Consider the following 13,688-nt stretch of genomic DNA (forward strand, 5'->3'; position numbering starts at 1 on the left):
GAATGAATATACTTCAAGTCAATAATGTATCAAAGATTTATGGGTCACTTCATGCCTTATCAGAGGTGAATTTAACCGTTGAGGAAGGTAAATGGTTATCGATTATGGGACCGTCAGGGAGTGGCAAAACGACGTTAATGAATATTATCGGCTGTATGGATAAACCGTCGTTAGGATCAGTGATTTTAGATGGGCAAGATATAACTCAGCTCTCTTTACCGCAGTTGACTAAAATTCGTCGCGATAAAATTGGATTGATCTTTCAACAATTCCACTTAGTGTCCTATTTAACTGCGTTAGAAAATGTGATGGTTGCCCAATATTACCACAGCATGGTCGATGAAAAAGAAGCCTTACAAGCCCTTGAGAGAGTTGGGCTTGCCGCTCGAGCTAAACATTTACCACGTCAGTTATCGGGTGGTGAACAGCAACGTGTCTGCATTGCTCGAGCCTTGATAAACTATCCAAAGTTAATTTTAGCTGATGAACCAACCGGTAATTTAGATGAAAGTAATGAAGCCATGGTCATGAACTTATTACATCAATTACACGAAGAGGGCAGCACCATTATTGTCGTAACCCATTCGCCCGAAGTATCAAAACATGCACAAACAACTGTTGTACTTGAGCATGGCAAAGTTGCACAAGTAATTAATAATTAAGAAAGGTTAGTAAAATGAAAAATCGTATGCTTTCATCATTCTGTTTTATGTTTCTCGGATCAATGATTATCTTATTCCCCCTTTATATTTTACCCGTTTGCCCACTCCCCGAAGTGGCATCAATGCCGGCTGATACTATGGCTAGTGAAGCGGCTAATGCAGGGCATATGCATAGCAGTGGTGGCAAGATAATGAAATGTTTTTGGACTGCCAAAGCCGAACTAGGTGTGGGCGCTTTGGTTATGGCTATCGGTTTTTTGATGCTATTTTCTCGCACCGTATTTATCCGTATGGGATTAAGCATGGCCTTAGCTTGCATTGCGATATTAGCAGGCGCAATTCCAACTGTTTTAATCGGTGTTTGCGGTAATGAAATGATGCGATGCAATATCGGCGCAAAACCAGCGTTAGTGTTACTGTCATTAGTGTTATTTATTGTAGCTATTATCAATATTGTTAGTTTGAATAAAATGACCAAAAGAAATTGGATGTAACTTAAGAAACTTTGAGTTTATTTTTCTTAAGACAGATTAGTAAAACAAATCAATGACTGACTGGAATTAAAACATGCAAGAAAAACCTATTACCATAGCTAGTTTAGCATGGCGAAATATTCAACGGCGACCGTTTCGTAGTTGTTGTTTGATTATCATCATTATGCTTTTTTCTGCAACGCTATTTGGTGGTAGTGTGCTGATGAAAAACCTAAGCTTGGGCATTGCCGGTATGGGCAATCGCTTAGGGGCTGATATTTTGATTGTGCCACATGGTTATGAAAAAAATCTTGAAGTGGCGCTGTTGCGTGGTGAGCCGAGTAGTTTTTATCTTAAAGTTGATTTGATTGATAAAATTAAGAATATCAAAGGAATTGATACCATTTCGCCTCAACTTTTTATTGCCTCGTTAAATGCCGGCTGTTGTAGCTCCAAAGTGCAATTAATTGGCTTTGATCAGCATAGTGATTTTGTGATTAAGCCTTGGCTTCAAACCCAATTATCTCAGCCACTGAGCGATAATCAAGTGGTGGTAGGGGCTAAAATCACATCCGAAGTGGGCGATGAAATCAGGTTTTTTAATCATCCATTCAAAATTGCGGCGAAAATGGATAGTACCGGAATGGGGTTTGATACTTCAGTTTTTATGACTATGTCAGCAGCGCAAGCATTAATGAGAGACGCCAAACTAATCGAGGGTGATGTTGAACACTTTAATAACTATGCTTCATCTATTTTTATCAAAGTCGATCCAAATTATTCACCGAAAGATGTGGTCAATCAAATTATGCCCAAATTTGCTATTGACTATAATCTTGATTTTGTGATGACTAAAGGGATGTTAAGTAATATTGCTAAATATCTAAATAGCTTCTCAACAATTGTTTATAGTTTATCTGCTCTATTTTGGGTACTGGCAATTATTGTGATCTTCGTTATCTTCTCTTCATCACTAAACGAACGTAAACGGGAAATTAGTATTTTACGGATTTTAGGCGCTTCACGTCGTGATTTAGTGAAAATGTTATTACGTGAATCACTAATTATTTGTGCATTAGGTGGAATTGCTGGAATAGTGATTGCCGGCGTATTGCTATATGCCTTTAGTTTATTGATCTGCCAATCAATAGGGCTTCCTTGTGTTAATATCGGATTATTAGATGTCTTAATTTATGCTAGCGTGGTGTTTGTTTTAACATTAATAATTGGACCATTTTCAAGTATCTATTCAGCCTTATCCATGACTAAATTTGATACGTATCGCACGCTGCGAGAGGGTGAATAAATGCTATTAGATATCAAAAATTTACGCAAAGATTATCAACGAGGTGAGCAAACTTTTTCGGCAGTGAATAATGTTAGTTTTTCAATGGCTGAAAATGATTTTATCTGTATTATGGGTAAATCAGGCAGTGGCAAAACCACACTCCTTAATATGATTGCAGGCTTACTGACCCCAACTCAAGGCAAAATTATCATCAATGGCACTAATTTGTTTGAGCTTAATGATCAGCAAGTATCTGCTTTTCGTAATCAGCATATTGGTTATGTTCCGCAAGGGAGTAGTTTGCTCCCTAATTTAACTGCGCTGGAAAATATTCGATTACCCTTTTATCTGACTAAGCGCCCAAATCAAAGCACATTAAATTTAGCTAAACAATTGCTGGAAAAAGCGAAAGTCGCTGATTTACAAAATGCTTATCCGGCAAATATGTCAGGTGGAGAGATGCGGCGCATTGCCATATTACGTGCACTGATTTGTCAGCCCAAAATCATTATCGCTGATGAACCGACAAGCGATTTGGATGAAGAGAGCGCCACTGAAATTATGCAACTTTTGTCAGATATTCATCAGCAAGGTACGGCTTTATTAATTGTTACCCATGATAATGATGTGGCAAGCTATAGCCAAAAAATTGTGAAAATGTCATCAGGTCGCTTAATTGACCAATCAAATAAGTCAGTTTAATGATTAAGTAAACACTGACTTAGGCGATTAAAAGCGGGTTATGCCCCATTTTTATCATGATTTTATTCAATGTTAACAATGGTAAACCAATAAGCGAATTAATATCATTGCCTTCGAGCTTGTCAAACAGGGTAATACCCAGTTCATCACATTTAAAACTACCTGCACATTGCAAAGGCATCTCTTTAGCAATGTAAGCATCAATTTCGGCATCAGACAATTGTCGAAAAGTGACTTTAAATGGTTCGCAAATAGTGGTTGATTGCATCGATTGGGTATCAATTACTGTCATGCCGGTAAAAAAATAAAAAGTGTTGCCACTGCTTTTTTTCAATTGTATACGAGCGTTTTCAACCGTGTGAGGCTTACCCACAATTTGATCATTAAGCACACCCACTTGATCAGAACCAATAATTAAACTATTGGGATACTTTGCAACTAATGATTGTGCTTTAAGCTTTGCTAGTCGTACAACCAATTGCTCTGCCGATTCACCCGGTAGCGGGGTTTCATCACAAACTGGCGGAACACACTCAAAGGGTATCGCTAACTTTTCCAGTACTTTCTTACGTGATAGTGAAGTTGAGGCTAATATGATTTTCATGTTAAGGCTTCTTATTTAATATCCAAGCTGAAGGGTGAGCATTAAACCCTATGTGACCATAATAATCAACTGCCGAAGGCGCGGCCAGTAAGGTTATTGAACACTGCTTGTCGGTATTTTGCTTAATTTGATGAATTAATTGTTTGCCAATTCCCTGTTTTTGATAATTTTTATCAACGGCGAGATCGGCTAAATAAGTGATATAGACAAAATCGGTTAAACAACGGGCGATACCGACTAATTGCTTTTCATGCCATGCGGTGATAATGAGATTTGCATTATCTAACATAGCTTGAAAACGCTTTGCATCGTCAATTGGTCGACGTTCACCTAATGAACAGTTTTGATAAAGTATTTGGGTTTGTTCAAGTGTTGGCTTAACATCTGAACGATAAATAATACTGTGCATTTTGATCTCCGTCATATAATGAATAAAAACTTATTTCAATTTTCTCAATTAATTTTAGGATATCATTATAGGTTAATTGAGCATATGACAATATAAAATAATGGGTGTATCAATCCTAAACTAGTAGCATAATAGTTGAGTAAAAGCGTTAACGCAGGTTAATGATTCAAGTTTACATTTATCGAGTTGGGGGGAGTATTATGTACAATAAAATTTTGGTGCCAATTGATATCACCGAAGAGGATTTAACTAAAAAAGTTATTCCGCATGTTGAGCGCTTAGCAAAACTAGCTAATGCTCAAGTGATCTTTTTTCATGCTTTGCCGGTTGCTTCGGCTATCGTCAATGCTTACTCCTTTGGTTTTGATGAGTTTAAAGACAAAGCTACCGTTCAGACTGAGCAATACTTACATAAATTAATGGAATCGATTAATTTACCACAGGAAAATTTATCTTTTTCGATCGCTTTTGGCAATCCTAGAGATGAAATTTTATCGTTGGCCAATGAAATTAAGCCTGATCTCATCATCTTAGGCTCAAGACGCCCAAATATCACAACCCACTTACTCGGCTCCAATGCCTCGGGGGTGGTGCGTGGCGCTCAAACCTCGGTGCTGGTGGTAAGATAGCGATTGTCAACAATGCGTTTTAAGCTATAAAGCAGGGGAGTGATTAAATCATCCCCCTCTTTGTTACAGTGATGTTTTTTAATAACGTTGCAGACTATTGATGTTTAACAATAAAACAGCAGTGTATCTGTTTGTTACGCTTAAAATCTAATGAGAGCGTTTTGTTGGTTATATCTTGATAAGTTAGCCCTAGCTTTTGCATACCTTCGGCATCCATTTTAAAACCACGCTTATTATTTGAAAAAATAATTGTGCCATTAGGTCTTAATAAACGTTTTAGATCTGCCATTAATTTTAAGTGATCCCGCTGAACATCAAAGGTATTGTCCATGCGTTTTGAGTTTGAAAATGTCGGTGGATCGATAAATATTAAGTCAAATTGATCCTCACTTTGGGCTAAATAAAGTAGGCAGTCAGCTTGAATTAATCGGTGTTTTTTGCCGGTTAAACCATTTTGCTTTAAATTGCGATCCGCCCATTGTAAATAGGTTCTCGACATGTCGACAGTCGTGGTGGTTTTTGCCCCGCCAAGACCGGCATAAACAGTTGCCGTGCCGGTATAAGCAAACAGGTTTAAAAAGTCTTTGCCTGCGCTCATTTCGCCAATCATTTTACGCGCTAAACGATGATCTAAAAACAGCCCTGTATCTAAGTAATCGGTCACATTAACCCAAAATTGGGTTTTACGCCCACCGATAGAATATTCGTGAACTAAGAAGTAGTCCTGTTTTTGCCCCAATTTTTGATACTGTTGTTTGCCTTTTTGTTTTTCCCGTGTTTTTAAGATAAGTTGATCCGCTGTCAATTCAAGCACTGACATCGTGGCGTTAATGATATCAAATAGGCGCTGCCGTGTTTTTTGAGGATCGATATTTTTCGGTGCTGCGTACTCTTGAATGACAACTTTATCTTTATAACGGTCGATTGCAACATTGTATTCGGGCAGATCAGCATCGTAAAGTCGATAACATTCAAGTTGTTCAAGCGAAGCCCATTTTTCAAGTTTTTGCCTGTTTTTGCGTAAGCGATTGGCAAAATCACTTGCCGCAATGGTTTGTACTGGTGTCGATTCGGCATTATCACGTTTAGCAATAGCATAATTTTTTTGCACACAGTCTAACGGACCATTTTTGGCTTTGAACTGTTTATCTGCACGCATTTGTAGGCAATCTAACAATTGGGGTGCGCCGCTAAAAAGTGACAGTCTCCAGCCGGCAAAGTTTTGTTTTATTTGCTGTCCTAAGGCCGAATGTAAAGCAATCAGTGCCGGTTCGCTCTCTAAACGTTCGCCGTAAGGCGGATTACTAATAATCATCCCTGTTGTTGTGTTCGGTAACGGGTTGGTTAATTGTGTCACATCTTGCGAGGCAAAGGTGATTAAGTCAGCAACGCCAGCTTGTAATGCATTTTGTTTTGCTCGCTCAAGTACTGCCGGGTTGTTATCGTAGCCGATAAATGGCGTTGTTGATTTACAAATATTATGTTTGGCCGTAAAAAGTATGTCGTTCCAAAGTGTCGGATTAAATCCTTTCCAGGCAAAAAATCCCCATTGTTTACGATGTAAACCCGGTGGGATTTTCGATGCAATCATGGCGGCCTCGATCAATAAGGTGCCCGAACCACACATCGGATCGAGTAATGGCTCGTCGGTTTGCCAGCCAGAACGCTGAATAATCGCCGCCGCTAGGTTTTCTTTCAGCGGAGCTTGACCGGTTTGCTGGCGATAACCACGTTGGTGTAAGCTATTACCACTTAAATCTAATGATAGCGTTACTCGGTTTTTATGCAAATAAGCATGAATACGAATATCAGGATCTTGCTTTGCAACACTCGGTCTTAAATCGGTATGACGAGAGAAGTTATCAACAATGGCATCTTTGATTTTTAATGCGCCATATTGGCTATTACGAATAAAGTCATTAACGCCAACGAAATTGATCACAAATGAATTATCGACAGCAAAAATATCGGTCCATTTTATATTAAATACGCAAGAGTAAAGATCTAAATCACTATAGATATCAAACTCTGCAATCGGCAGTAAGATGCGTGATGCTAAGCGTGACCATAATAGCGATTGATATAAGGTCTGTTCATCAGCATCAAAATAGACGCCGCCTTGAGCAATTTTACAATTGGCAGCGCCGATGTGTTCTAACTCTTTTTTTAATAACTCTTCAAGCCCGCGCGATGTGCTGGCAAATAGTGCTTTCATGCATAATCCACTTAAAAATAAAATTGCTGGCATTATACCGACTTATTAATGCAGTGGGAAATAAAGCCGATATTTAACCATTTTTTTACGACAATCAAATAGGCTCAGTTGCTTAACTGTTCTGTTTTTATCGTTATTTTGCTGTTAATTGCACTGCACTTATTATCGATTCATTAAGCTTTAGGCAAAATAATCGATTTTTTGTTTATTTACAATTCTAAGTGTGAGATCGGTAATGGCAATAATTAGAGCCGAACGGATCATTTGTTGATAGCGGTGTTGATACATGGTTGATTTTAACGTATCGACAATACCCAGTTCTTTTACTTGTTCATGCTGATCAGCCCAATTGGGGGGGAGTACCATATCATGGAGTAAACTAATCGGCCCTAATATTTCATCATCCAGAAAGGTGTATTTTTTATCGTCTTGTTCTAATTCTTCTAAAATCGCTATCAGCAGTTCGATATCTTCATAATCTTCACGGGTAATAATGCCCAGCGCATAAAGCAGTTTTAAGCAAACCGAAGTATCATTAAGTGGGCCGTTTTTGCCGACTAAAGTGGGGATAACAAATTTAATGGCGTGCGTATCTTTACGAAAAACAGTTAAAATTAATTGATTAACACTTTGGTTAATGAGCTTAATTGCAACCGTCAGCAAGCTGTAAATATCAGCTTGCTGATTGAGTTTTTCAAGTATCGTGTCTTCTGCTAATATCGTGTCGGGCATCTTTGCTTAATATTGATGATTTTGCATAGCAGTATAAAGTTGTTCAATTTGCGGAACAATAGGATTATCGTTTTCAATGCCAGAAATCGAACAAAAAGCTTGCGTAATGCCATGCTGTGCAATTTGATTGGCTAAATCAACGGCTTGTTCGTCTTCATGATTTCGATAATTGAGCGCAGCGGCAATACCAATTAATAAATTGCTATTGGTTAGTTGATGCTCAAATGTGCCTAATAAAGGTTTAATCAAACGGTCACCGGTAGCTAATTTTCGCATTGGCTGGCGACCCACTCGGGCGGTATCGTCATGCAAGTACGGGTTTTCAAATCGAGTAAGAATCTTTTCGATATAAGCTTGATGTTTGGTTGGATCAAATTGATATCGTTTGATTAAAACTTGACCGCTTTCTTCCATTGCGCCACGTACTACATCTCGAATTCGATCTACTAAAATGGCTTCACGAATTGTGGCGATATTATGGTAGTACCCTAAATAGGCTGTAATGGCATGACCGGTATTGAGGGTAAATAGTTTGCGTTCGACAAACGCCATTAAATTATCGACAGGCTCCATGCCTTTGATTGCTGGAATAGGGCCAATAAATTGATTTTTATCGACAATCCATTCGCAAAAAGTTTCAACGGTGACTTCTAATATATCACCCGTTTTTGACGTTGCAGGCGGCACGATGCGATCGACGGCAGAATCGACAAAGCCAATATGGCTATTGACCCAATGATGAAGATCGTCGGGTATTGTTTTAAAAATTTCTTGTTTAAATTGGCTGGTACCTCGAACCATATTTTCACATGCGATGATATTTAATGGTGCGTTATTACCTTGTTGATGTCTTGCGATAATGCCTTTAGCTACTGTCGGCGCTATGCGAGCTAGTATTTGTGGACCTACGGCGGTTGTGACTAGATCGACTTTAGCAATGTAATTTATCACTTCATCGGAAGTGCTGTTAATTGCATCAACATTGCGGACAATTTCCGTGGTTGAGTTTTCACCAACTACATTGACAGGATATTGATGGCGCTTTGCCAATTCGTCGATAACTTGTTGATTGACATCAGCAAAAGTAACATGTATTCCCGCATCTGATAATAATTTGCCAATAAAACCACGTCCAATGTTCCCGGCGCCAAAATGTAATGCTTGCATAATAATTGACCTTCTTATTTAATTTTAATTATTTAACTGTTTTATTATTCATTACCCACATCCTGATTTCAAAATGTGGGTAATATTTACGCTTGTTAACTCAGTATTGTTAAAACTTCTTCGATGTTACAAGTCGTTGCAAGTTGTGCGATGATTTTTGGATCATCCAGTGCATTAGTGAGTTTGGCGATAACATCTAAATGTTCGTTATTACGCGCTGCAATACCAATAACAATTCTTGCCTGATCTTGTTCTTCCTCACCAAATTGTACGCCTGCTGGATACTGGCAAAATACAATACCGGTTGTAATAACATCATCTTTTGCTTCAATCGTGCCATGCGGTACGGCAATCGATTCACCTAAAAAGGTAGAGGTTAACCGTTCACGTTCAAGCATTGCTTCAATATAAGCCGGTTTAACATAGCCATTATCGACTAATTTTTGCCCGACATAGCGAATCGCCTCTTCTTTACTGTTTGCCGTTAGACCTAAAAAGATATTCTTTTCAGTGAGTTTAAATAGTGGTGTGTTTTCAACCGCAGATTGGCGATTTTGTTGGGTATCAGATAAATGGTTAGTTTGCGCATCGGTTAATTCAACAACCAATCGGCTGTATAAGTCACTATCTAAAAAGTTAGTTAAAGAAATATGGTGTGCATCTGGCGCATACTGTTTTGCCCGTTCAGTGAGATCTTTGTGTGTAATAACGATATCAGCATCATTAGGTAAATTGTTAATGGCTAAATTAATGACGTTAATATCTAAATTGGCATCTTGTACTTTTTTACGTAATACGCCAGCACCCATTGCACTTGACCCCATGCCGGCATCACAAGCGACAATAATTTTTTTCACCTCGGTAAGGGTAAAGGTTTTATTTTCTGAGCCTTTTGCCTCGTTTTTCATCATGGAGACATCAGATTTAGCATCTTCAAAACTTTTATCGTTATTTTTTGTGGTTTTTAATAAAATTGCTGAAACTACAAATGATACTGCTGTTGCGGCAATAACTGATAGTGTTACACCTAAATATGACCCTTTTGCCATACTCATCACTGCAAATATTGAACCCGGCGAAGCTGGCGCAGTTAATCCGGCATCAAATACGGTTAAAGTGAAGATACCGGTCATGCCACCTAAAATAACTGCAATAATTAAGCGAGGATTCATCAACACATATGGGAAGTAAATTTCATGAATACCGCCAAAGAAGTGAATGATTGCTGCGCCACTAGCTGAACCTTTTGCCGCACCTTTACCAAAGAACATGTAAGCGATCAATAAACCTAAGCCCGGACCCGGATTTGCTTCGATTAAAAAGAAGATTGATTTACCGGTTTCTGCAACTTGTGTTACGCCTAATGAGGTAAATACACCGTGATTAATGGCATTGTTAAGAAATAATACTTTTGCCGGCTCGACAAGGATTGAGGTAAGCGGTAATAAACCATGATCGACCATAAATTGCACTGCGACAATCAATATACCGGTTAACCAAGTCACCGACGGACCAATTGCGAAAAAAGCAATCAACGCAAGAATCATGCCCAGTATGCCCGCTGAAAAGTTATTGACCAGCATCTCAAAACCACTTTTGACTTTGCCTTCTACGGCTTTGTCAAAGATTTTAATTGTCCAGCCACCTAATGGTCCTGATATCATGGCACCTAAAAACATCGGAATTGATGCACCAACAATAACACCAAATGTTGTGATAGCACCTACCACTCCTCCACGCTCACCATAGACAAGTTTACCACCGGTATAACCAATGAGTAATGGAAGGAGGTAGGTAATCATCGGTCCAATGAATGAAGTAGAAATCGCTTCGTTAGGCAGCCATCCGCCTGCGCTAGGATCTTTGGCGTTGAATAAAAATATGGCTGTAATAAAACCCCAAGCAATAAATGCGCCGATGTTTGGCATCACCATATTACTGAGAAAGCGTCCGAAATTTTGGACTTTTAATTTGATATTTGAGGTACTCATAAATTAATCTTTCCTTGTTGATTGATATAATCATAATGCTGTTATTGTAGAAGTATTCACTTATCGGATTCATCAAAAATAATTGATAAATGTGACCAATATCACACACCTAAGAGTAGGGTATTTTTATTTTTTGTGATCGAGATCACGCCAATGTGGCGATAGGCTGTTTTTAAGGTAAGTTTTACTAAATTTGTTGGTTGTTTGAATTGGGGGCTTGCGATTTAGATAAGGTTATGTATTGCCACAAACTTAAATTAATTTTAAGCGTTATCCGTGATTTATATAGTTTTACTTCCTTTTGCTGCCAATCAAAAATGAGTAAAAGATAAATACATTGCTGTTTTAATTGTTTCGCTATTTTTTGCAATAAAACGTTCTAAATACTTCATTCACATGCTTGAGCAAGAATAGTTAAATATGTATGACACATTTTATTTTCTGCTAATTAGGTAATTTTGGATGATACTATCAGATGACATTATTTTTTTGCTTAAACGTATACATTTTCTGAAACTTCTTGACAAAAATAATTCGTTTGTTTACAAAAATTAACTAAACAATATAACTAATGCTCTGATTTTTATATCAAATTTAATTTACTTTTATCTGTATTTTGATATCATAACCGACGCTTTGGGAAAGCACTTACTAAAGTAAGTTATTATTTGATAAAGGATTCGATGAAGGATCATTCTTTTACATTGAGGTAAAAATGAAAGCACTATCTATTGTAGCGTTAATTTTCGCTATCATTTCTATTTTTGTTCCTATTGTTGGGCTATTTATTGCTATGGGTTGTAGTGTTTTAGCATTAATTAGTTTTCGTGGACAACCTACCATTTCCGGCATTACTTTTGGGGTTAATATAATCAGTACTGCATTTCTATCCCCATCATTATTAATCGCATCTGGCGCTCAAGGTCAAGAAGGCGTGGGTACTTATGCGTTCTATGTCGGTTTTCATGTTGTTGCAATGTTAATTGCATTTGTTTATTTCTTCATCATGAAAAAAAGATAAAAACAAAGCATAATCGATTCGACAAACGATAAAAAATAGATATTAAAATAACCCAATGAATCCACAGTGTTCATTGGGTTATTTTATGTCGTTGAAATGGATTGAAGATTTCAAATCATTATAGGGTGTCAATAATTGTTTATTTTTCACCTTAGCATCAAATAAAGAACACTTGTTATATCATATACAAATAGCAATAACTGATTGATTAAATAATATTTTTTTTTCATCTTTTTAGATTTCATAGCGATAAACTTAGTGAAGGTAGTATAAACTTTTTAGCATTTTTAAAATCAAATGAAAAACAATATTATCACTATCATTTAATGATTAGTATTAATCCAAAATATAAAGATTACTTAAAACGATTATGTGATAGGTTTTTGCAAGAAAAGAGTTTTAGATGGTACAACTGACATACAAAATATCAGTGCTCCAATTGGTTTAAGTCAGTATGTTACTAAAGAATAGTACAAAACAGGAAATCAAGCATATTTTTATTGTTTCAAGTTATAGATAAGTTGACATTTATGCCAACTTTGAACGCATTTCAAAATGACAATATTTTAATTAATCAATTGTGTGTATAATCAATAAAGATTCTCTATCATTTATAGCGTAAAAATAGTGGATATAGGAAACAAGTAGGTATGAAAAAATTAATATTATTCGTTCTATGTATTCTTAGTAATTATTCGTATGCCGAAGTAAACACAAAAGTATACAACAGCTACATCGGATTATATATACCAGAAATAGCACCTTATTCAAAGTTAATAAAACAACAAGAAATTTATACAACTGTTAATTACATGGATGCCATGAGATTCGTTGATGGATAATTAATTATTAAATCTAATAGTGATGGTTTAATAATTTTTAGTGAGAGCGAGAAATATAAAACAGTACAGTTTTATGATTATGTTGAAGGTCTTTTTAAATGGGATATAAATAATAAACCTTTTACTCAAATTAAGATAACTCGCAATGAAGATGAAAACATTATTGAATTGTCATCATTAAATAGTTTCAATTTCCATTATCGCTATAATTATGATGAACTCAAAAGATTAGTAATGTCCATGGGTGAAGGAATGACCACAAAGGCAAAAATTGAATTTTTCTATACAAATAATAATTTAGTAAAATCTATTGATTTTAAAGCAAATGTCTCTAATCGACCCAACAATAGAAAAATAGATTTTATTTATGATGATGACAATAAACTAAAAGAAACAATACAAACCAATTATTCAGATGAAAACAATTCAAAAATAGACAAGACAATAACTTGCTCTTTCTCTGATTATAATGAATATGGAGATTGGACAAAAGGCCAATGTATTAAAAATGGTAATATTGATTTAGGTACTATTACGCGAAAATTAGAATATTAATAATAAAAAAGAATATAGATGAAAAAACTAGGTACTCGAATTTTTGTACCTAGTTAATAATTTAACCTATAAAGGTTCGCAATATTTTTTATTAACAACTACATCTCTAAACTTCTTTTTATCAGTAAAACTTCGACTAATATTAGTACATAAATCCGTAAAATTATCTGTGTCATTATTTGATTTATAGAAAAATGGTTTAATACTTACATAATTTTCATGTTCAAATATTGTTTCTAATAAAACACCGTCTGAGGTGGCACAAGAATGACCCCAAATATAAACTTGATACATATCTTGCTTTAGAAAAGTTAATAAATCTTTATCATTAGAATTCAATAAATAATGCAGTGATTTTGAATATTTCAAATATCGATTATCATTTTTATTTTCTAATT

General features: G+C 36.3%; 14 protein-coding genes. 7 read left to right on the top strand and 7 right to left on the bottom strand.

Annotated features, from left to right (window positions below):
• Positions 1–2 precede the first annotated feature (2 nt).
• The 4 genes from GYM74_RS03160 to GYM74_RS03175 all read left to right on the top strand — a co-directional run bounded on the left by GYM74_RS03160 (position 3) and on the right by GYM74_RS03175 (position 3,125).
• The gene (locus GYM74_RS03160; RefSeq protein ID WP_220219047.1) at positions 3–662 is read left to right on the top strand and encodes an ABC transporter ATP-binding protein; all 660 of its coding nucleotides are present in this window, start codon (positions 3–5) and stop codon (positions 660–662) included.
• A 14-nt stretch (positions 663–676) separates the two neighbouring features.
• Positions 677–1,156, top strand: a complete 480-nt coding sequence (locus tag GYM74_RS03165; protein WP_220219048.1) for a DUF4418 family protein — start codon at positions 677–679, stop codon at positions 1,154–1,156.
• Between the two features lie 73 nt (positions 1,157–1,229).
• Entirely contained in the window at positions 1,230–2,441 is a 1,212-nt protein-coding gene (locus tag GYM74_RS03170; RefSeq protein ID WP_220219049.1) for an FtsX-like permease family protein, read from the top strand.
• Positions 2,442–3,125, top strand: coding sequence for an ABC transporter ATP-binding protein (locus GYM74_RS03175; RefSeq protein WP_220219050.1), 684 nt, complete (start codon positions 2,442–2,444; stop codon positions 3,123–3,125).
• A 19-nt stretch (positions 3,126–3,144) separates the two neighbouring features.
• Here the strand turns inward: GYM74_RS03175 and GYM74_RS03180 are convergent, their stop codons facing one another.
• Positions 3,145–3,729 carry a nucleoside triphosphate pyrophosphatase gene (locus GYM74_RS03180; protein WP_220219051.1) on the bottom strand — a complete coding sequence of 195 codons (585 nt, stop codon included), beginning with the start codon at positions 3,727–3,729 and terminating at the stop codon, positions 3,145–3,147.
• Position 3,730: 1 nt separating this feature from the next.
• A complete protein-coding gene (locus GYM74_RS03185; protein ID WP_220219052.1) occupies positions 3,731–4,138 on the bottom strand; it encodes a GNAT family N-acetyltransferase in 408 nt (135 codons plus the stop codon).
• A 200-nt stretch (positions 4,139–4,338) separates the two neighbouring features.
• On the opposite strand from GYM74_RS03185, the gene GYM74_RS03190 reads away from it, so the two are divergent.
• Positions 4,339–4,767 (top strand): universal stress protein, encoded by a 429-nt coding sequence (locus tag GYM74_RS03190; protein ID WP_220219053.1) that lies wholly within the window; start codon positions 4,339–4,341, stop codon positions 4,765–4,767.
• 94 nt (positions 4,768–4,861) lie between these two features.
• Here GYM74_RS03190 and rlmKL read toward each other — a convergent pair whose 3' ends face one another.
• The 4 genes from rlmKL to GYM74_RS03210 all read right to left on the bottom strand — a co-directional run bounded on the left by rlmKL (position 4,862) and on the right by GYM74_RS03210 (position 10,872).
• The gene (gene rlmKL / locus GYM74_RS03195; protein WP_220219054.1) at positions 4,862–6,982 is read right to left on the bottom strand and encodes a bifunctional 23S rRNA (guanine(2069)-N(7))-methyltransferase RlmK/23S rRNA (guanine(2445)-N(2))-methyltransferase RlmL; all 2,121 of its coding nucleotides are present in this window, start codon (positions 6,980–6,982) and stop codon (positions 4,862–4,864) included.
• Positions 6,983–7,162: 180 nt separating this feature from the next.
• Entirely contained in the window at positions 7,163–7,714 is a 552-nt protein-coding gene (locus tag GYM74_RS03200; RefSeq protein ID WP_220219055.1) for an MltR family transcriptional regulator, read from the bottom strand.
• A gap of 6 nt (positions 7,715–7,720) precedes the next feature.
• Positions 7,721–8,881, bottom strand: a complete 1,161-nt coding sequence (locus tag GYM74_RS03205) for a mannitol-1-phosphate 5-dehydrogenase (protein WP_220219056.1) — start codon at positions 8,879–8,881, stop codon at positions 7,721–7,723.
• A gap of 95 nt (positions 8,882–8,976) precedes the next feature.
• Positions 8,977–10,872, bottom strand: a complete 1,896-nt coding sequence (locus GYM74_RS03210) for a PTS mannitol transporter subunit IICBA (protein ID WP_220219057.1) — start codon at positions 10,870–10,872, stop codon at positions 8,977–8,979.
• A gap of 715 nt (positions 10,873–11,587) precedes the next feature.
• Between GYM74_RS03210 and GYM74_RS03215 the strand changes: the two genes are divergently transcribed.
• Both GYM74_RS03215 and GYM74_RS03220 read left to right on the top strand, forming a co-directional pair.
• Positions 11,588–11,893, top strand: a complete 306-nt coding sequence (locus tag GYM74_RS03215) for a hypothetical protein (protein ID WP_220219058.1) — start codon at positions 11,588–11,590, stop codon at positions 11,891–11,893.
• Positions 11,894–12,975: 1,082 nt separating this feature from the next.
• Complete coding sequence (locus tag GYM74_RS03220; RefSeq protein ID WP_220219059.1) at positions 12,976–13,290, top strand: hypothetical protein; 315 nt, start codon at positions 12,976–12,978, stop codon at positions 13,288–13,290.
• A gap of 66 nt (positions 13,291–13,356) precedes the next feature.
• Here the strand turns inward: GYM74_RS03220 and GYM74_RS03225 are convergent, their stop codons facing one another.
• Positions 13,357–13,659, bottom strand: a complete 303-nt coding sequence (locus tag GYM74_RS03225; protein ID WP_220219060.1) for a hypothetical protein — start codon at positions 13,657–13,659, stop codon at positions 13,357–13,359.
• Between the last annotated feature and the right edge of the window lie 29 nt (positions 13,660–13,688).

Origin of the sequence: Gilliamella sp. ESL0405 (assembly GCF_019469205.1) — a bacterium.
Classification (GTDB): Bacteria; Pseudomonadota; Gammaproteobacteria; order Enterobacterales; family Orbaceae; genus Gilliamella.